At 71.3% G+C, this 19,757-nt stretch carries 14 protein-coding genes; 2 read left to right on the top strand and 12 right to left on the bottom strand.

Going from position 1 to position 19,757, the window contains the following annotated elements:
• Positions 1-186: 186 nt before the first annotated feature.
• Positions 187-2,319, bottom strand: a complete 2,133-nt coding sequence (locus OG599_RS26010; RefSeq protein ID WP_327178374.1) for a DNA gyrase/topoisomerase IV subunit B — start codon at positions 2,317-2,319, stop codon at positions 187-189.
• 445 nt (positions 2,320-2,764) lie between these two features.
• On the opposite strand from OG599_RS26010, the gene OG599_RS26005 reads away from it, so the two are divergent.
• A complete protein-coding gene (locus tag OG599_RS26005) occupies positions 2,765-2,998 on the top strand; it encodes a DUF7455 domain-containing protein (RefSeq protein WP_327178373.1) in 234 nt (77 codons plus the stop codon).
• 117 nt (positions 2,999-3,115) lie between these two features.
• Here the strand turns inward: OG599_RS26005 and OG599_RS26000 are convergent, their stop codons facing one another.
• From OG599_RS26000 to OG599_RS25970, 7 genes are all read right to left on the bottom strand, one after another.
• Positions 3,116-3,943: a S1 family peptidase gene (locus OG599_RS26000; protein ID WP_327178372.1), complete on the bottom strand. Its 828-nt coding sequence runs from the start codon at positions 3,941-3,943 to the stop codon at positions 3,116-3,118.
• Positions 3,944-4,084: 141 nt separating this feature from the next.
• Positions 4,085-5,626, bottom strand: a complete 1,542-nt coding sequence (locus tag OG599_RS25995; RefSeq protein WP_327178371.1) for an RNA polymerase sigma factor — start codon at positions 5,624-5,626, stop codon at positions 4,085-4,087.
• Between the two features lie 320 nt (positions 5,627-5,946).
• The gene (locus OG599_RS25990) at positions 5,947-6,831 is read right to left on the bottom strand and encodes a FadR/GntR family transcriptional regulator (RefSeq protein WP_327178370.1); all 885 of its coding nucleotides are present in this window, start codon (positions 6,829-6,831) and stop codon (positions 5,947-5,949) included.
• A 160-nt stretch (positions 6,832-6,991) separates the two neighbouring features.
• Positions 6,992-8,716: an ABC transporter ATP-binding protein gene (locus OG599_RS25985; protein WP_327178369.1), complete on the bottom strand. Its 1,725-nt coding sequence runs from the start codon at positions 8,714-8,716 to the stop codon at positions 6,992-6,994.
• Positions 8,717-8,988: 272 nt separating this feature from the next.
• The gene (locus tag OG599_RS25980; protein WP_327178368.1) at positions 8,989-9,753 is read right to left on the bottom strand and encodes an NUDIX hydrolase; all 765 of its coding nucleotides are present in this window, start codon (positions 9,751-9,753) and stop codon (positions 8,989-8,991) included.
• A gap of 207 nt (positions 9,754-9,960) precedes the next feature.
• Positions 9,961-11,322 carry a DUF4192 domain-containing protein gene (locus OG599_RS25975; RefSeq protein ID WP_327178367.1) on the bottom strand — a complete coding sequence of 454 codons (1,362 nt, stop codon included), beginning with the start codon at positions 11,320-11,322 and terminating at the stop codon, positions 9,961-9,963.
• 344 nt (positions 11,323-11,666) lie between these two features.
• Positions 11,667-13,826 (bottom strand): RecQ family ATP-dependent DNA helicase, encoded by a 2,160-nt coding sequence (locus tag OG599_RS25970; RefSeq protein ID WP_327178366.1) that lies wholly within the window; start codon positions 13,824-13,826, stop codon positions 11,667-11,669.
• A gap of 333 nt (positions 13,827-14,159) precedes the next feature.
• Between OG599_RS25970 and OG599_RS25965 the strand changes: the two genes are divergently transcribed.
• Complete coding sequence (locus OG599_RS25965; protein WP_327178365.1) at positions 14,160-14,801, top strand: hypothetical protein; 642 nt, start codon at positions 14,160-14,162, stop codon at positions 14,799-14,801.
• 125 nt (positions 14,802-14,926) lie between these two features.
• Here OG599_RS25965 and OG599_RS25960 read toward each other — a convergent pair whose 3' ends face one another.
• From OG599_RS25960 to OG599_RS25945, 4 genes are all read right to left on the bottom strand, one after another.
• Positions 14,927-15,535 (bottom strand): hypothetical protein, encoded by a 609-nt coding sequence (locus OG599_RS25960; RefSeq protein ID WP_327178364.1) that lies wholly within the window; start codon positions 15,533-15,535, stop codon positions 14,927-14,929.
• A gap of 60 nt (positions 15,536-15,595) precedes the next feature.
• Positions 15,596-16,306: a ribonuclease HII gene (locus OG599_RS25955; protein ID WP_327178363.1), complete on the bottom strand. Its 711-nt coding sequence runs from the start codon at positions 16,304-16,306 to the stop codon at positions 15,596-15,598.
• A gap of 366 nt (positions 16,307-16,672) precedes the next feature.
• Positions 16,673-18,511 (bottom strand): DUF4153 domain-containing protein, encoded by a 1,839-nt coding sequence (locus OG599_RS25950; protein ID WP_442809548.1) that lies wholly within the window; start codon positions 18,509-18,511, stop codon positions 16,673-16,675.
• A gap of 300 nt (positions 18,512-18,811) precedes the next feature.
• Complete coding sequence (locus tag OG599_RS25945; protein ID WP_442809547.1) at positions 18,812-19,729, bottom strand: ADP-ribosylglycohydrolase family protein; 918 nt, start codon at positions 19,727-19,729, stop codon at positions 18,812-18,814.
• Positions 19,730-19,757: the final 28 nt, after the last annotated feature.

The raw sequence follows: 19,757 nt of genomic DNA, 5'->3' as shown, positions 1-19,757 counted from the left end.
CTACGGATCGGGGGCGGCCGACGGATCGGCCCCCGGGTTGATCACGGGTGGAGAACGCCTCTCCACCCACGGGTGGAGAGGCGTTGACCCAGGAGAGCGCTGGGCTCCGACAGGCGCGTGGTGCGAAGAGGCGTCGAGCCCGGAGAAGCACTGGCCCCGCGGAGACTCCGAGCGGTGCCGAACGGCTCAGGCGTCGATGCGCGAGCGGTCCAGCGTGGCCGCCGAGCTCGTGATGAACTCCTTACGGGGCGCGACCTCGTTACCCATCAGCAGGTCGAAGACCTTCTCCGCCGACTCCAGGTCGCCGATGTTGATCCGCCGCAGGGTCCGGAACCGGGGGTCCATCGTGGTCTCGGCCAGCTGGTCGGCGTCCATCTCGCCCAGGCCCTTGTACCGCTGGATGGAGTCCTTGAAGCGGATGTTCTTGCGCCGCAGGTCCACCAGCGTCTGGCGCAGTTCGCCGTCCGAGTACGTGTAGATGTACTTGTCCTGGCCCTTCTTCGGCTGGACCAGCTCGATGCGGTGCAGCGGGGGCACGGCCGCGAAGACCCGGCCCGCTTCCACCATCGGCCGCATGTACCGCTGGAAGAGCGTGAGCAGCAGGATGCGGATGTGCGCGCCGTCGACATCGGCGTCCACCAGGAGGACGATCTTGCCGTAGCGCGCGGCGTCGATGTCGAAGGTCCGCCCGGACCCGGCTCCTATGACCTGGATGATCGCCCCGCATTCGGCGTTCTTCAGCATGTCCGAGACGGACGCCTTCTGCACGTTGAGAATCTTGCCCCGGATGGGCAGCAGGGCCTGGAACTCGCTGTTGCGCGCGAGTTTGGCCGTTCCGAGGGCGGAGTCCCCCTCGACGATGAAGAGCTCGCTGCGCTCCACGTCGTCGCTGCGGCAGTCGGCCAGCTTGGCGGGGAGGGACGAGGACTCCAGAGCCGTCTTGCGGCGCTGGGCGTCCTTGTGCTGCCGTGCGGCGATGCGCGTGCGGGCGGCGGCCACCGCCTTGTCGAGCACGGCCCTGGCCTGCGCCTTGGCGTCGCGTTTGGTCGACGTCAGGAAGGCCTTGAGCTCCTTGGCCACCACGTTGGCGACGATCCGGTTGGCGGCCGAGGTGCCGAGCACCTCCTTGGTCTGCCCCTCGAACTGGGGCTCGGCGAGCCGCACCGTGACGACCGCCGTGAGGCCCTCCAGGGCGTCGTCCTTGACGACGTCGTCCTCGGCGACCCTGAGCAGCTTGGCCGAACGCAGCGCATCGTTGACCGTACGGGTCAGCGAGCGCTCGAATCCGGCCACGTGGGTGCCCCCCTTGGGGGTGGCGATGATGTTCACGAAGGACTTGACCACGGTGTCGTAGCCGGTGCCCCAGCGAAGCGCGATGTCGACGCCCAGCTCGCGGGTGACCTCGGTCGGGGTCATGTGCCCGCGCTCGTCCAGGACGGGAACGGTCTCCTTGAAGGTGCCCTGACCGGTCAGTCGCTGCACGTCGCAGACGGCCTTGTCCTGGGCGAGGTACTCGCAGAACTCGCTGATGCCGCCGTCGAAGCGGAACGTCTCCTCGGTCTTGCCCTCGCCGTCCAGGCCGCGCTCGTCACGCACGACGATGGTGAGACCGGGCACGAGAAAGGCGGTCTGGCGAGCGCGCTGGTACAGCGTCTCCAGGTTGAGCTTGGCGTCCTTGAGGAAGATCTGCCGGTCCGCCCAGTACCGCACCCTGGTACCTGTGCGTGCCTTGGGCACCCTCTTCGTCCGGCGGAGCCCGTTGGCCGGGTCGAAGGGGCTGTCCGGCCCCTGCTCGACGAAGATGCCCGGTACCCCGCGCCGGAAGCTGATGGAGTGGGTGGAGCTGTTCCGGTCGACCTCCACGTCGAGCCGCGCGGAGAGCGCGTTGACGACGGAGGCGCCGACGCCGTGGAGGCCGCCGGAGGCCGCGTAGGAGCCACCGCCGAACTTGCCGCCCGCGTGGAGCTTGGTCATGACGACCTCCACGCCGGAGAGGCCCGTCTTGGGTTCGACGTCGACGGGAATGCCGCGGCCGTTGTCGCGGACCTCGACCGAGGAGTCGTCGTGGAGGATCACCTCGATGTGGTCGCAGTAACCCCCGAGGGCTTCGTCGACCGAGTTGTCGATGATCTCCCAGAGGCAGTGCATGAGGCCGCGGCTGTCCGTCGACCCGATGTACATACCGGGTCGCTTACGGACGGCCTCCAGCCCTTCGAGGACGAGAAGGTGCCGCGCGGTGTAGTTGGAGCTGTCCTTGTCGACGACGCCGCCGGCTCCGGTCAGCAGCGCAGTGGACGGCACGGACGTATCGGCGGTCACGCGGTTCGCTCCTCGCTGAATTTCAAAGGGGGCCCGTTTGGGTATCGGGCGCGGCCGTGGTGGCCGCTGAAAGCCTACCGAGGCCTGGTAGAGCGGTTGTCACGCCACCCTCGGGGAATCATCATGCTAGTCGAGCCCCCCAGCGGATCGCATGGATGTTCGATCATTCCTCGGAGTGACGTGCACATCACGTTCCATTTGAGGCATGAACCATTTAGGCTCCGGGCACGTCCTCATGAACAACCGGCAAGCCAGCCGGAGGACCGACCCGACACCAGCAACGCGAAACCGTAGCGCTCCGCATTACGGCACATTCGCCGCCAACCGTCGGCAGCCCAGCCACCTGAAAAGAAGTTTTCGAAGAAATGCCACGAGCGGGAACGTTTTCGGCCTGGTTGGATGTTGACCCTGGTACGACAGCTCGTCGAGCTAGAGAAGAGGCGACGTGACTACTGTTCTGACCCCCGCGAGCCCGCTGACCGCAGCAGACCGCTGTGACCGTTGCGGCGCCCAGGCCTACCTGCGCGTCGTCCTCACCAGCGGCGGTGAACTGCTCTTCTGTGCCCACCACGGGCGCAAGTTCGAGCCGGAACTCAAGAAGATCGCCGCGGAAATACAGGATGAGACGGATCGGCTCACCGCCGTACAGGCCGGTGCCGCCGACGAGGCACAACACTGACACCTCGCATCCACGACGAGCTTGGGCCGGTCCCTGACCGTCCGACGGGCGGCTTCCCCGGTGTGGGGGAGGCCGCCCGTTCTCATGGTCGCTCCGCTTCGCCTGCGGCGGGGAGGCTCAGATTCCGCCTTCCGCCCAGGTGACCGCGGCGGAGACCCTCGTGTACACCCCCGGGCTGTCGGCGCGCGCACAGCCGTTGCCCCAGGAGACCAGCCCGATGAGGCGCCCGTCGACCACCAGCGGCCCTCCGCTGTCCCCCTGGCACGCGTCGTAGCCACCTTCCGGGTCGCCGGCACAGACCATCGAGGAGGCGTCGTACGTCCCCCGTGAACCGCCGGGGTAGGCGGCGGCGCACGCCTCGTCCGACAGGACCTGTACCGAGGCCGCCCGCAGCGTCGACGCGTACGTGCCGTACCCGGTCGTGTCTCCCCAGCCGTAGACGAGCGCCTGCCCGCCCGCCGAGTAGGCCGCGTCACCGTCCCGGGCGACCGGGATCGAACTTTCTTCCGGCAGCGCTTCCGCCAGCGTCAGGACGGCGGCGTCGCCCACGTTCGTGGCGGGGTCGTACGCGGGATTGATCCACGTGTCCTTCACCGGAATCTCACGCCCGCCGGTGCCGCGCAGATCGTCCCGGCCGGCGACGATCCGCAGGTCCGGTACGTCGGCCACCTCGCCGCCGAGCACATCGGAGCCGAGGCAGTGGGCCGCTGTCAGCACCTTGGTGGGAGCGACCACCACCGCCCCGCAGAACTGCCCGCCGCGCGACTCCCCGAACAGGGCGCGACTGGACAGAGCCACCACCCACGGGCTGTCCGCCACGCTGACGGGCTCTCCTCCGATGATGATGCTGTCGGTCGCGGCCGACGCCTGGGACCCGGCCGCCAGAGCGGCGGCGGATGCCAGCGCGACCGCTCCGGTCAGGGCACGGGCAAACCTGTGGGACATGGGCACTCCTGACTCCGAGGTGGATATCACCTACTCAGAGTCATCCAGTCCGAAGCGGCCCGCACCCTCAGACCGAATGGGCCTGGGGCCCCGGAACCCTTCGGTTCCGGGCCCCCGGCCCATTCGGCTTGTCCGGTCGGCTCAGTCGAGGTAGTCGCGCAGAACCTGCGAACGCGACGGGTGACGGAGCTTCGACATGGTCTTCGACTCGATCTGCCGGATGCGCTCGCGCGTCACCCCGTAGACCTTGCCGATTTCGTCCAGCGTCTTCGGCTGACCGTCGGTGAGGCCGAAGCGCATGGACACCACACCCGCCTCACGCTCGGAGAGGGTGTCGAGCACCGAGTGCAACTGCTCCTGGAGGAGAGTGAAACTCACCGCGTCGGCCGGAACGACCGCCTCGGAGTCCTCGATCAGGTCACCGAACTCGCTGTCCCCGTCCTCACCCAGCGGGGTGTGGAGGGAGATCGGCTCGCGCCCGTACTTCTGGACCTCGATGACCTTCTCGGGGGTCATGTCGAGTTCCTTGGCCAGTTCCTCCGGGGTGGGCTCACGGCCCAGGTCCTGGAGCATCTGCCGCTGGACGCGCGCCAGCTTGTTGATGACCTCGACCATGTGCACCGGGATACGGATGGTGCGGGCCTGGTCGGCCATGGCGCGGGTGATCGCCTGACGGATCCACCAGGTGGCGTACGTCGAGAACTTGTAGCCCTTGGTGTAGTCGAACTTCTCGACCGCGCGGATCAGACCCAGGTTGCCCTCCTGGATCAGGTCCAGGAAGAGCATGCCTCGGCCGGTGTAGCGCTTGGCGAGCGAGACCACGAGACGGAGGTTGGCCTCCAGCAGGTGGTTCTTGGCCCGACGGCCGTCCTCGGCGATGATCTCCAGCTCGCGCTTGAGCTTCGGCGCGAGCTTGTCGGCGTTCGCAAGCTTGTCCTCGGCGAACAGACCTGCCTCGATCCGCTTGGCGAGCTCCACCTCCTGCTCGGCGTTGAGGAGGGGGACCTTGCCGATCTGCTTCAGGTAGTCCTTGACCGGGTCGGCGGTGGCACCGGCGACGGCGACCTGCTGCGCGGGAGCGTCGTCCTCGTCGTCGTCGGAGAGGACGAAGCCCTTGTTCTCGCCCTCGCCCTCCTCGTCCTCGCCCTTGCCGACCTTGACGTCCTCGACCGCCTCGTCACCGTCGAGGAGGTCGTCGTCCTGCTTGCCGGACTTCTTGGCGGCGGTCTTCTTGGCCACCGTCTTCTTCACGGCGGTCTTCTTCACGGCGGCCTTCTTGGCCACCGCCTTCTTCGCGGGGACCGCGCCGGATTCTCCGGACGCGTCAGCGCTGTCGACGGCGGGAGCGGCGGATGCCGCGACGGTCCTCGTCACGGTCGTCTTCGCCGCGACGGTCTTGGTGGCGGTGCGCTTGACCGGGCTCTTCGCTGCGACGCTCTTGCGGGCGCGCTTCGGCGACTCCGCGGCACTGACCATCAGCGTCACACCCTCTTCCTCGAGGATCTGATTGAGGCTGCGCAGAACATTCTTCCACTGGGTTGGCGGAATCTGGTCAGCCTCGAAGGCCCGACGCACGTCGTCGCCGGCGATCTGCCCATCAGCCTTTCCCCGCTCGATGAGCGCCGTGACGGACTCGGATTCGGCAATCTCCGGCGGGAGCGTACGGGATGTGCTGGCCGACACGAACAACCTCTCGGAACGATGGAAACGGCTTCCGGCCCGGCCCTGGAGGGCTGGAACCGACGTCCGTCGACTGGATGGTCGCCGACGGCGCGGGCTTGGCCGGGGAACTGCACAGCGCACCGGATGGCTGCTGTATTCCTTCCGCGACGGTCACCTCTTAGGTCATCGCACTGTTTCGAGGAGTGTTACGCCCAATCCGCGTGGCCCGAGTCACACCTCATTTGCGATGAACAGTGCCAAGGGTGACATCTCCCCACAATTGTGCCGCCGGACCGCACGGTCCGGCGGCACAGGGTGCGTGTACCCCGGCCGTACCGCCCTCAGTGCTCGCGCGGAGCCGGAACCACTCGCTCCACCTCGGGGTGGACGACGAGGAGCTGCCGCATGGCCGACTCGGCGCCCGCAGAGTCGCCCGAGGCGAGGGCGTCAGCGATCCGGGCGTGCTGGCCGACCGATGCCTCGCTGGGCCGGTCGCACCCGGTGACCGGGCCGCCGGAGACATGGAGTGCGGCGGAAACGATGCCGGAAAGGTGCTCCAGCATGCGGTTGCCGGCGGCCTGGATCAGCAGGGCGTGGAACTCCGCGTCGGCGCGGGAGAAGGTGACCCCGTCCCCCTGCGCCAGCGCGTGCCCCATGATCTCGACCATGTCGCCGAGCCGCTGCTGCACGTCCTCCTGGCCGTGCCCGGCGGCGAGCCGTGCCGCGAGCGGCTCGATCGTCCAGCGCAGCTCCGCCAGCTCGCGACGCTGGTCGTCGCGCTGGGGGCCGAAGGCGCGCCATTCGATGATGTCGGGGTCGAGCAGATTCCAGTCGCTGACCGGACGTACCCGGGTCCCCACGTTGGGACGGGCACTGACCAGACCCTTGGCTTCGAGGACACGCAGGGACTCGCGCACGACGGTGCGGGAGACTTCGAATCGCTGCCCGATCTCTTCGGGAACGAGGGGGCGGTCCGCGCCGAGGTCACCTGAAACGATCATCTGACCGAGCTGCTGGACAAGTTGGCCGTGGAGGCCTCGGCCACGGCTGGCCGACCCCCGCCTGCCGGTGCGCCCCAGCTCGGATTCGGAGCCGCCCCAGGAACGCAGCGCCGCGCGGTCGCCGGCCGGCTCCGTGTAGGGGTAACGGTCGAGATCGCCCGGGCCGGCGAGGCCGGAATCGGCGGAGCGGGCGGTGGTCATCATGGTGTGCGCAAGGGTACTCACGCATCATTTGTCGGCGTGGCTCGCACGCCCCTTGAGGTCTTTGCTGAAAAGCACACGAAAGGGTGATCGTCGCTCGCGTCGCAATTGACGCTTTATCGTCTCAATTCGGTCAGTCAAAGCCGAGTTGGGGTTCGGCACTCGACCGTCGGCCCTCCCGCGGTCACCAACGCGCCCGGTTCCGGAGGGCGGTACCGACGTAGGCGCAGACCAGAGCCGCCAGCGAGACCAGGAGCGCGAGACCGACGGGCTGAACCAGAATCCGGCCGGCTGCCAGCAGCCACCGGTCCGGCCCCGGCGGGATGTCGAGCCAGGCCAGTTGACGCAGGCGCGCGGGAAGGCCGGTGAGCGCGTGCGCGGCGGGCCCGGCGAACACCTTCTGCAACAGCGGCACCACGAGCACGGGAACGGCGAGCACCGCCGCCACTCCGGCCCCGGCCACCCGGAAGATTCCCGCCGCGAGCAGGCCCGCCCACGCGCAGCCGACCGACAGGCCGATCCAACTCGCCGCCAGGGCGGTCGCGTTCCCCGGCACCGCGGCCGCTTTCTCCCCGTAGAGAAGTCGGAGCAGCTGGACGTCGCAGAACACGACGAGGAGCGCGAGAGCCGCTGCCACCACGCCGGTGACGAGGAGTTTCGCCACGAGCAGACCGAGTCGCCTCGGCACTGTCCCCCTGCTTGCCGCGAGAGCCGGGTAGCGGAATTCGTCACCGTAGGAGAGTGCTCCCAGTAGTCCGGCCCCGAGCGCCGCCGGAGGGAGCGGCAGCAGCGCCGGCCAGCCGGCGAGCAGATGCGGCTGCGAGACTCCCCCGATACGTGCCAGCAGGACGGTGGCGGCAGCCGATGCGACCAGAACCACCGCCATGATCAACGTCGTTGTCCTCACCCCCAGCATGCGCCGCACCTCGTACCGCGTCGGGCGCAGCGGGCCCCGCGGCGGGCGCACCGTGATGGGTGGCGGCAGTTCGGAGAGCGCCGCCGCGGAGGCGGGCGCCGGTACGGGGGGCGCGGGAGGGCCTGCGTCACCGAGCTCGTCGGCGAGCAGGTGTACGGGGATGCCGTGCCGGAACGCGGCGTCCCCGATCTCCGCGCAGTTGCTCCCGTAGACCGAGAGGCGAGCGCCTTCCTCGGCCACGATCTCCACGGACCTGCGGGCGTCCCGGGCTTCCCGGCCGACCACCGCGGCGAGACGGGCGGCATGCGGGGACTGCACGGCGACGCGGGGGCGGAGCCGGGTACGGGCGAAGTCGGCCACCTCCTGGTCGGCCACGAGCCTGCCGCCGCCGATGGTGACGACACGGTCCGCCGAGCGGACGGCTTCCCTGGGGTCGCTCGTGGTCCACAGCACCGTGCCCCCCTGGGCCGCGTGCGCCCGCATCAGTCCGTACAGCCAGCCGCTCTCGCGGGAGGACAGGCCATCGGTGGGATCGTCGAGCAGCAGGGTGTGCGGGTCGCCCAACAGGGCCGAGGCGAGCCCCAGTCTGCGGTCCATCCCGACGGAGAGCCCGCCGATACGCTGGTCGCCGAGCCCGGAGAGACCGACGACGTCGAGCATCTCGTCGGCACGTGACAGAGGCGCGCCCGCGGCGGCGCAGAGCATGCGCAGTTGCCCGCGCGCGGTCCGCGCCGGATGCCCCGGTACGTCTCCGAGGAGCACGCCCACTTCCCTGGGCGGGTGCCCGATCCGGTGAAGGGGACGGCCTCTGAAATAGGTGACTCCGCGTCCGGGGTCGAGTTCGAGCATCAGGCGCAGGGCCGTCGTCTTTCCGGCGCCGGGAACGCCGAGGAGCGCCGTGACACGGCCCGAGCGGGCCTCAAAGGTGAGATCGTCCACCGCGGGCGGCAGGTCGCGGCGGCGGGCACTGGTCAGTCCGATGGCCTGGAGCATCGCTTCTCTCGCGGAAGGTGTGACCGCTCGACGGCAGGGAGCGTGCGTACCTCAGCAACATAACGCGACATTTGCGACTTTTGGTGCAGCCAGAAGCCTACGAGTGTTCCGCGCTCGCGGCCTTGGGGAACCATGGAGTCACCGCGCACGAGACCGCCCGTCGGCCACCCCGGCCGACGGACCGGCGAGGTCGGGCTCGGACTGACGGACTGGCGGACTGGCGGACTGGCGGACTGGCGGACTGGCGGACTACAGGTTTCGGGCTTCGGCCCTCAGACTTCCGGCCGCAGCATGGGCGGGTTGAGCACGGTGGCGGAACCCGCACGGAACAACTGGGCTGGACGGCCGCCCTGTCGTGTTGTCGTACCGCCGGAGGGCACCAGGAACCCAGGCGTACCGGTGACCTTGCGGTGGAAGTTCCTGGGGTCCAGGACCACGCCCCACACGGCCTCGTAGACGCGTCGCAGCTCTCCGACCGTGAACTCCGGAGGGCAGAACGCCGTGGCGAGGGAGGAGTACTCGATCTTGGAGCGGGCCCGCTCCACTCCGTCGGCGAGGATGCGGGCGTGGTCGAACGCAAGCGGTGCGGGCGACTCCTCCTCCCCGACCGTGTCGCTGCCGGCCGCGAGCAGATCGCCCACCGGCGCCCAGCGCGCCCCGTTGGCGTCTCCTCCCGCACGGGGAGCGGGGAGGTCGGGCGAGAGCGCCAAGTGGGCCACGCTGACGACCCGCATGCGCGGGTCACGGGACGGGGCGCCGTACGTGGCGAGTTGTTCGAGGTGGGCGCCATTTCCGGCGACCGGAGAGGCCGGGTCGTGTGCGCAGAGTCCGGTCTCCTCGACCAGTTCGCGGGCGGCGGCGGCGCTCAGGTCCTCGTCCGCGCGGACGAAGCCGCCGGGCAGCGCCCAACGGCCCTGGAAGGGTGCTTCCCCGCGGCGTACGACCAGTGCGCAGAGTGCGTGGCGCCGCACTGTCAGCACAACCAGGTCGACGGTGACAGCGAAGGGCGGGAACGTCGACGGGTCGTAGGACGGCATGCGGTGATCATAGTCGTCTCCCTGACGATAAACACTCCATTCCGCCACGTCCGAAGGCGCGGCCACCAGGACGGGCGAGGGGCCTGCGCCCCGGTGCCGTCGACATCGGCGGGTGGCGGTGCGGTCTCCCCCGCGGGACCACACCGCACGTACGGAGACGGGGTCATGAGGAGACCGGGCCGCACGGGAGCAGGGATTCGGGCGCGCTCAGCCGCCGGTGCCGTCCCTGTCCTCCTGCTGCCCGCGCGGCAGCCGCTCCCGGCGCCCGGGTCGCGCCGTCCCCGGATTGGCCGGGGTGACGGGGCGGGTGCGGCCGGAGATCCTCCTGCTCCGCGTGGCGGCCGACGACCCTGCCGGCGTACGGGTTCCCGCCCGGTTCACCTGGTGGGGCGCGATTGCCTCCGGCCGCTGGACGCCTGGTCCGGCAGCGGACCGCCGGGCCTCGTCTTCTTCCTCCTCCCGCAGGCAGCGCCGCAGCTTCTCCGGGTCCACACCTTCGTCGCACGCCTGATGGAGGAGCCGGGCGAAGGTGTAGTCGGGGTCCGCCCGCAGGGCGAGTTCGAGGGCCACTCGCGCGCCGGGTTCGTCCCCGGTCGACCAGGAGACCCAGGCGGCCAGTGCCAGCGGGGCGGCGGCGTGCTCCACGTACGGGCCCACGCAGCGCCGGGCGAGGGCTCGCCAGAGGCGCAGTGCCGCGTGAGCCTCCGGGCCCTCCATCCATCGCGCGGCGCGGTCCCGGGTCTCCCTGTCCTGAAGCCCCAGGATCACGGCGGCGGCCTCGTCGTGGCTGATCAGGCCGTCGTCACGGAAGTCGGCGACGCCCGCGACCGAGGGCACCGGCGTATCGCCGACCCGCTCCAGCAGCCCCCTCGCCAGATCCAGGGTCTCCCTGGCCACCTGGCTGCGTCCGTGGGTGTCGAGAATGCGGGTCACCATCGCAGCGCCCACCTCGTCCAAAGCGTGGAGCTGCTCCGACTCGTGCGCGCCGGACCAAGGCGCCAGCCGTTGCTCCAGCTCCCGGAGCGAGCCTCTGACCTGGATCCCGGCATAGGTCGCGGCGGCGGCCATCACGGTGGTGCCCGGGAGGGCGAGCAAGTTGCCGTCCGTCGGACAGCACCGGCCGTCCGGACAACAGTACGACCAGTACCTGCCGTTGGAGATGCAGAGCGCTTCCAGCACAGGAACGTCGAGTGACCCGCAAGCGGTGCGCAGGAGTTGAGCGAAGGGCCGCAGCCGTTCCATGACCTCGCCCGCGGCCTCCCCCGCGACCGGGTCCTGGCACAGGAAGAGAACGATCGCGTCCGGCCGGCCATCGCGCTGCTCGCTTCCCGAGATCAGACAGTCCGCCAACTGGTCCGCCGCCGGGCCCCACTCCTGTTCCGACCGCGGGATCCCGTGGCGCAGTCGCCCCCCGAAGCGGCCACGGCCGCCGTGCAGTCCCACCAGGACGACGCTGTCGGTCGGGTGGAACCCCATCAGATAGGGAAGGGCGTCGGCGAGATCCGCGGGGCCACGCAGAGTGACCTGCTGGGTGTCGGAGGAACCAGTGGATTCGTGGTGCTTGTTCATGGCATGACCGTCCCGCACCGGTCAGATTTCCGCGACCCCTGTGGATAACCTCGACGCTTCCCCTCAGGCACTTATCCACAGGCACAGAGCGTCACTGGCGGATTGTCAGTACCCGGGGTTCTCATGGGGCCATGACCACTCACAAGCACGTTGAACCGCTCAGCACCCGACGCGGCGCCCCGCTCTTCGCACGCGCTCACCGCGTGGGCGGCCGCCGGTACGGCCGCCCCTCCCCTCTCCAGCCCCTCGACCGCCCTCCCGGCCGGGCTCTGTCTCGCTGCCGCGGACTTCAACCGGGCGGCGAGACACGGGGGATGAACGGCCCGGAGCGGGTCGCCGGAGACTCAGCCCGCGGCGGCCAGCACCAGCGGAAGGACCTGCTCGGCGCCGGCCTTGCGCAGCAGGCGTGCGGCGACCGCGAGGGTCCAGCCGGAGTCGGTGGAGTCGTCCACGAGCAGGACGGGCCCGGGCGACGCGGCGAGAGCGGCCGCCAGTTCGCCGGAGACGGCGAAGGCACCGGACAGTGCGCGGACGCGCTGCGCGGAGTTGCTGCGGCGCGTCGTGTGCGCACCTTCCGGACCGGTGTACGTCAGCGTGCCCAGGAAGGGCATGCGGCCGACGGCCGCGATCCCCTGGGCGAGGGAGCCGACCAGCTGCGGGCGCGAGAGGGACGGGACCGCGACGACCCCTACCGGCCGGGCGGCGGCGTCCGGGGTGTTCGTCGCCCAGCCCCCGGAGGATCGGGCCCAGTCGGCGAGTACGTCCACCGCCGCCCGCAGGACGTCGTCGGGGACGGGTACGTCCGGCGCGTTCTCGGCCAGCAGCGGGCGCAGCCGGTTGCCCCAGCCGATGTCCGAGAGCCGGCCCAGGGCCCGACCGCCGGAGCACTGCTCCTTGACCGGGATACGCCCCTTCAGCTCGATCCCCAGGACGGGCAGCCCGGTCGGCCACATCCGGCGCGGCTCGACCTCCACTCCCGGCCGGTCCAGTTCCTTCGCCGCGCCTGTCAGCGTCTCCGCCGATACGGAGGAATCGGCCCAGGCTCCCGCACAGTTGTCGCAGCGGCCGCACGGGGCCGCGCCTTCGTCGTCCAGCTGTCGGCGCAGAAACTCCATCCGGCAGCCCGACGTGCTCACGTAGTCGCGCATGGCCTGCTGTTCGGCCGCCCGCTGCCGCGCCACCCAGGCGTAGCGCTCGGCGTCGTAGACCCACGGGGCGCCGGTGGCCGTCCAGCCGCCCTTCACCCGCTTCACCGCGCCGTCGACGTCCAGGACCTTCAGCATCGTCTCCAGCCTGCTGCGCCGGAGCTCGACGGACGCCTCCAGCGCCGGCACCGACAGCGGCCGCCCCGCGCTCTCCAGCGCCGCGAGGGTCTGCCGCACCTGGGTCTCGGGCGGGAAGGCCGTGTCGGCGAAATAGCGCCAGATGGCCTCGTCCTCCTTGCCCGGCAGCAGCAGCACGTCGGCGTGGGCCACGCCTCGGCCGGCTCGTCCCACCTGCTGGTAGTAGGCGATGGGAGACGACGGCGAGCCGAGGTGGACGACGAAGCCCAGGTCTGGCTTGTCGAAGCCCATGCCAAGGGCCGAAGTGGCGACCAGCGCCTTGACCCGGTTCTCCTGGAGGTCGGTCTCCGCCTGAAGACGGTCGGCGTTCTCGGTGCGCCCCGTGTAGGAGGAGACCGCGAAGCCCCGCTGTCGCAGGAAGGCGGTGGCCTCCTCGGCGGCGGCGACGGTGAGGGCGTAGATGATCCCGGAACCGGGCAGCTCGTCCAGGTGCTCGGCCAGCCAGCCCAGGCGGTGCGCGGCATCCGGCAGCCGTACGACTCCGAGCCGCAGGCTCTCCCGTTCCAGCGGCCCGCGCAGGACGAGGGCCTCGCCGGCGCCCGTGCCGAGCTGGTCGGCGACGTCCGCGGTGACGCGCGCGTTGGCGGTCGCGGTGGTGGCCAGGACCGGCACCCCGGGTGCGAGCTCGGCGAGCATCGCCCGCAGTCGGCGGTAGTCCGGCCGGAAGTCGTGGCCCCAGTCGGAGATGCAGTGCGCCTCGTCGACCACCAGCAGACCGGTCGTGGCGGCGAGCCGGGGCAGCACCTGGTCGCGGAAGTCCACGGAGTTGAGACGCTCCGGACTGACGAGAAGGACGTCCGTCTCGCCGCGCTCGACCTCGCCGTAGATGGTCTCCCACTCCTCCGGGTTGGCCGAGTTGATGGTGCGCGCCTGGATACCGGCCCGCGCCGCCGAGTCGACCTGATTGCGCATCAGGGCGAGCAGCGGCGAGACGATCACCGTGGGGCCGGCGCCGCGTCGGCGCAACAGGGCGGTGGCGACGAAGTACACCGCCGACTTGCCCCACCCGGTGCGCTGCACCACCAGAGCCCGGCGGCGGTCCTCCACCAGGGCCGCCACCGCCTGCCACTGGTCCTCCCGCAGCCGTGCCGAGCCGCCCGGGTCACCGACCAGTTCGGCGAGGATGGCGTCTGCTTCGGTGCGGAGTTCCAGGGTGTCCATGACCCCCATGCAACCCGATGCCCGGGCAGCACGGCCACCTCACGCAGGGTGACGGGCACCGGTATGGAAGGCTCCCGTGCCGGATGCCGGTCCAGCGTGTTCTTTCTGCGTCTCACTGTTCAAAGGAGGCGGGAGGCATCGCGGGAGCCCTTGGAGGGCAGGGATATCCAGGTCTTTACGGCAGATATCCGTCAGGTGTTCCAATTGCTCGTTGCCGCCCGCCGATACGCCAGGAAGAATTGGAGTCGCCTCCCGCACGGTCATTTCACGGCCCGTATGGGCGTGCCCTCTGTCATCCTGCCCGCACCGTGGGCGCGTAACGAAGGGAGAACCGTGACCTTCGGATTCGCACCGTCCGCAGACACCTCACCGTGGGCGGCGTCCTCGGTGCCGGCCGGCTCCACCAGTCGTCTCGCCCGGATGCTGGAACCCACCGAGTGGGCATCGGCGGGGATACCCCTGCTGCGTAACCCCCGTGAGGTGGTCAGCGGGCTCCACGCGCGTCACCGTCCCACCCCGGCCACCGCCGTCGTGGCCGTCCTCGACCACGAGGAACGGCTGAACGCCAGCGCCTCGTTCGTCCGGCGCGGCTCCGCCGCCGCGGACGGCTGGGAGTTCCGCAACGCGCTCCTCTCCCACCTGCGCCGCGTCATCCCGCACGACCTGCGTCGTCGTACCCCGGCCCGTACGGCCGTCCTGCTCTACTGCCGCGAAGGCGACGAGCGCTGGACGGAGGAGGACGGAGCCTGGATGTGGGGGCTGCGGGACGCCTGCACCCTGCACGGGCTGCGCTGCGGGGCGTACATCACGCTGACCAGGGGCGGGTGGCAGGTGCTGGGCGAGGGCAGAGGAGGCCGGCAGCCGAGTTCCCTGTCCGCGCCCGCGTCGCTCGCGGAGGCCTTCGCCCCCGCCCCGGCACCGCTCCGCACGGGCGGCCGCGCGACCGAGGCGATGCTGCGCACGGCTGCCCGCTGAACCCGGCGCACCCAGAGACCCGGCGGACCGGAATCCGGCGGTCGGGGGAACCGGGCGGACCTGAATCCGGCCGCCCCGTGCGGGACGGCCGGACCGGAGTTCCGACAAACGGGCTCCCCGTCGGATCAGACGCTCGCGCCGAGGGCGGAGTTGATCGCCGTCGGATCGCCGCACACGATCAGCAGCGCGCCGGCCCGCTCCCGCGCGAGCGACAGCCGCTGGGCCGCGTCGCCGACCAGGTCGCCGTTGACGGCGACGACCACGACCGGACGGCCGGCCGCGCGGCCGATCGCCGACAGGTCGGCGAAGAACACGTCGTCCCCGGCATCGTGCTGCGCCCAGTAGGAGGCTTCGCCGAAGGAGAGTTCGTGCGTGGCCCACGGGTGCTGCTCGCCCGTGGTGAGCACGAGGACGTCGCCCGGAGCACGGCCGTTGTCGAGCAGCAGGTCGACGGCCTCCTCGGCGGCGTCGAGCGCCCCGGCGACGGGAGCCGGGATCACCTGCAGCTGCGGCACGGAACGATTCTCCGTACGCGCGGACGGGCCGGGGACGGGGTGGGGGCGCTGCGCCGGGGGCGCAGGCCGCGCGGGTCCCGGGTGTCCGGGACGCGGGGTGGCCGCGGAACGCGGACCAGGAACGGGACGGGGGGTCGACGCGGTGCGGCCGGCGGCCGGAATCACACGGGGACCCTGAGCGCTCTCGTGAATCTGAGGCTCCTCGGGGGTGAGAGGCATGGATGGTTGTCTGTCAAATGCCGATACGCCAGGTGTCGGCGGGTGGGTGCGCAAGCGCGATCAGAAGTCGAAGCCGAGCTGGCCCCCGCTTTCGAGTGCTGCCGCCTCGGCGGAGAAGCGGACCTTCTTCAGGTGCTGCCACCGCGGCAGCGCGTCGAGGTACGACCAGGACATGCGGTGGTGGGGGGTGGGCCCCAGCTCCTCCAGCGCAGCCCGGTGCGTCGGTGAGGGGTATCCCGCGTTGGCTCCGAAGGCGAAGTCCTCGAACTCTCCGGTGTCGGCGCCGAGTTCCGCCATCATCGTGTCGCGGTGCACCTTGGCGATGACCGAGGCGGCGGCGACCGCGATGCAGGACTGGTCCCCCTTGATCACGGTACGTACCCGCCACGGGCTTCCGAGGTAGTCGTGCTTGCCGTCGAGGATCACCGCGTCGGGGCGTACCGGCAGCTCGTCCAGCGCGCGGACGGCGGCGAGACGCAGCGCGGCCGTCATCCCGAGGTCGTCGATCTCCTCGGGAGAGGCGTGGCCGAGGCCGTAGGCGGTGACCCAGTCACGCAGGACGGGCGCCAGCTCGGCACGGCGCCGGGGCGTGATCAGTTTGGAGTCGGTGAGCCCGTCGGGGGGCCTGCGCAGACCGGTGACCGCCGCACAGACGGTGACGGGACCTGCCCACGCTCCGCGACCGACTTCGTCGACACCGGCGACGGTCCGGGCACCGGTGGTGGCACGGAGCGAGCGCTCGACGGTGTGCGTGGGTGGTTCGTACGGCATGGCGCCAGACAGCGTACGCCGATGGCGGCGGTGGCGACACCCCGGGGGACCGGGCATTCCGTGAACTGCCCGGCAGACGCGGTGTCCAGCGACCGGACGGGCATCCGCTCGGACACCGGGATGTTGGTCCCGACCCGCCCAGCCGCCCGTGGGTTCCGCCACCGCCGACCGCACCACCGACCCCAGTGGTGGCCGCCACCGCCGGCCGCACCGCGGGCCCGAGGGAACCACCATTGCGGGCCGTACCGCGGGCGGGGCGGTGGCGCCGTTACGTATCCGGCTGTGCGGTTCCAGCGGGCAATCGGCTGGTCGGACCGGCAGCTCCGGTGCGCCCCCGCGCCCGGTGTCGGCGCGGGGGCGTCCCCGTCAGTACGGGTCGTACGGGTCGGAGGCGCCGGGATCGGCGGGGTCGCGGCCGATCCGGTAGTCGGTGTCGTTCAGCGCGTGGCACGGGGCTCCGGCCGGGTCGACGGGGCGCTCGGCGAGGATGTCCCGCGCCTTCGCCTCGCTCCAGCTCGTGGCGTACCACGGTGCGTCCGAACGCCGGAGCGTGCTCTGGATCTCCCGGAGCGCGCAGGCGCGCATGCTCGCGTCGGGAATCGCGTCCAGAGCGGGCACCGCGTCGGCCGACAGTTTCTGCAGGTAGGTGATGTCGATCGCCTTGCCCTCGCGGTAACGCTGGACGTTCTGTTCGGCGATCAGTCGGTCGGGGGAGATCAGCCCGAAGGCCAGTACGCCCACGGCGGCGCTGACCGCCACCGCCCTGGGGAGATGCCTGGCGCCGAAGACGCCGGCCGCGATGATCAGCACCAGTACGACGCCGAGCCAGAGTTCGACCGCCGCCACCGAGATGCGCAGCCGGGTGAGGCCGAACGCCTCGACGTACAGATCCATGCGTCGTAGCGCGGAGGCCACGACGACGAGGGTGAGGACGCAGAGGGTGCCGAGCACGCCCTTGACGAGCAGGCGGTCCTTCGCCCCACCGCGCGGGGCGAGCCGCAGGGCCAGGGCGATGACCACCAGGGTCAGCAGCGTGGCCCACAGCAGCTGCCAGAAGCCCTCGCGGGCGTACTCCGCGGGCTTCAGGCCCGTCTCCTCCAGGACCTTGTCGTAGCCGCCGAGCAGCACGACGAGCTGGAGCGCGATGAACGCGGCGAACAGCACGTCGAGCACGATGAGCGGCAGCGCCCACTCCACCCGCCCCCGTGCCCGCCCCGGCCGGACGGTGATCCCGTCCCAGCGCGTGGGGGCGGCGGCCGTGTGTGCGGCGGCGAGTGCGCCGGCCAGGCCCAGCGCGAGGAGGAAGATGCGCCAGGGCCCGTCGCCCAGCGAGACGTCCGGCAGGACGTCGCCGAGCAGGTCCGCGAAGGCCGCGTCGGCACTCGCGAAGAGCGTCCCGAACACCAGCAGCAGCACCACGGCGACAGCGGCCGTCCGGAGCACGGTGCCCCAGCGCGCCCGCGAGCCGGTGGCCCGGGCACGGACGCCGCGCCAGCCCCATCCGACGCCCGGGACCACCGCGTCCAGCACTCCCAGCGACCCCGCGAACACACCGACCCAGCTCCGGCTGCCGTGCAGGGCGAGCGAGCCCAGGGCGGCCGCGGACACCACCGCGAGGAAGGTAGGCCAGCCCGCATCCAGCAGTGCCGGGATCGCCAGCAGCGCCAGCCCGCCCGCCGCCCAGGTCAGCGTCCACGCGCGCGCCCCGCGACCGGCCCTGCGCGCCTCCAGCCAGGCTCCGGCCGCGGCGGGCAGCGCCACCAGGAGGAGGTTGATCCCGAGGCCGTCGCCGAGCAGCAGGGCGCTGAGGAGGCCGGTGGCGAGGACCGCCCACAGGGTCGCGCCCCCGATGGGCGGCGGAGCGGCGGGGCGGACCCGGGCGAACGCCCCCGGCTGCGCGGGCCGGAGCTGCCAGGGGTTGGCGGGCGCGGCCGCCGACGCCGGAGCCGGGGAGGCCGCCGGGGCCGGTACTGATACCGGGGACGCCGCACGCGGATGCGTGCTGCCGCCGGACGGTTTTCCGGCCACCGGTGATACGGGCGGCGCCCCGGCCGCGCCGCCGGAGCCAGAACCGGCCGCACCACCGGCACCACCGGCACCACCGGCACTGCTGGACCCACCGTGCTGTCCGGCCCCACCGAGCGACGACGACGTGTCCTGCGGATCCGGTATTTCGGACGGTTGGCCGGACTCGGACGTGGTCATGGGACCCCTCCCCCGCGCGGGGGCGCCGTACGGCCGAGCGTCGGCACGTCACCCGCTGTCTCGTTCTCTCGCGCGCAGGTGCAGATCACCGGGCGGCGCGTGGCCGAAACAGTAGCCGCGCGGGGCCCGCGCGCACCGACCCCAGGGACCCTGTGGCAGGACCGTGACACGAAGGACGGCATGACCACGCTCCGCGCCCGAACGCTCCCGCTGGGCGCCCGGTGTGCGCCCGCTGTGCGCCCGGTAAGACCGGTTCGCGCCGACCGGGTGCCCCAGAACCCGGCCGACGGCGATCAGCGGTCAGAGGCGCGGTTCGGCGGGCACCCAGGCGGGCGGTTCCTCGGTCTGTGCCAGCCATCCGGCGGGCGGGGCGCCGGCCTGGCCCGCCGCGACGATTCCGCCGACGATGGCGCAGGTGGTGTCGACGTCGCCACCCGCCTGGGCGGTCACCCAGAACGCCTCCTCGTACGAGCCGAGGGAGCGGGCCGCCGACCAGAGGGCGAAGGGGACGGTGTCCTGGGCGCTGGTGCGGCGGCCGTTGCCGAGGACCGCGGCGACCGTCGTGGGGTCCTCGTAGTCGAGCATGTCCTTCGCGCGCCGGAGCCCGGCCACCACCGCGCTGCGCGGCAGCAGGGCGATCACCGTGTCGAGCAGCTCCTCCGGCGGGGGCGATCCTCCGGGGGAGGCGGCGAGCGCCGCCGCGGCGGCCACGGCCATCGCTCCGGTGACCGCCTCACGGTGCTGGTGGGTGGTGTAGGAGGAGATCTCGGCCTGGTGGGTGGCCTGCTCGGGATCGCCGGCGTACCAGGCGCCGAGCGGGGCGATGCGCATGGCGGAACCGTTGCCCCAGGACCCCTGGCCCTGGAACAGCCCGGCGGCCAGTTCCTGCCAGTCGCCACCCTCGCGCACGAGCCGGAGCATCCGGTTCACCGCGGGGCCGTAGCCGCGGTCGAAGTCGTGGCGCTCGGCGAAGGAGTGCGCGAGCGCGTCCTGGTCGATGCGCCCGTGCTCGGCGAGCACGGCCACCACCGAGCAGGCCATTTCGGTGTCGTCGGTCCACTGCCAGGGCCCGGGCGGCAGCGTGCGGCTCCGCAGCAGCGGGAGGTTCACGGGGACGAAGAACTGGGAGCCCAGGGCGTCTCCGACGGAGAGACCGCGCAGGCTGGCGAGGGTGCGTTCGTAGCGACGTTCGAAGGTTGCGGAGGAGTAAGAGATCATCTTCCTACCACTCTATTCACTAGTTCCA

The sequence above is a fragment of the Streptomyces sp. NBC_01335 genome, assembly GCF_035953295.1.
Taxonomy (GTDB): Bacteria; Actinomycetota; Actinomycetes; order Streptomycetales; family Streptomycetaceae; genus Streptomyces.
This window is presented reverse-complemented; position numbering and strand designations above follow the sequence as displayed.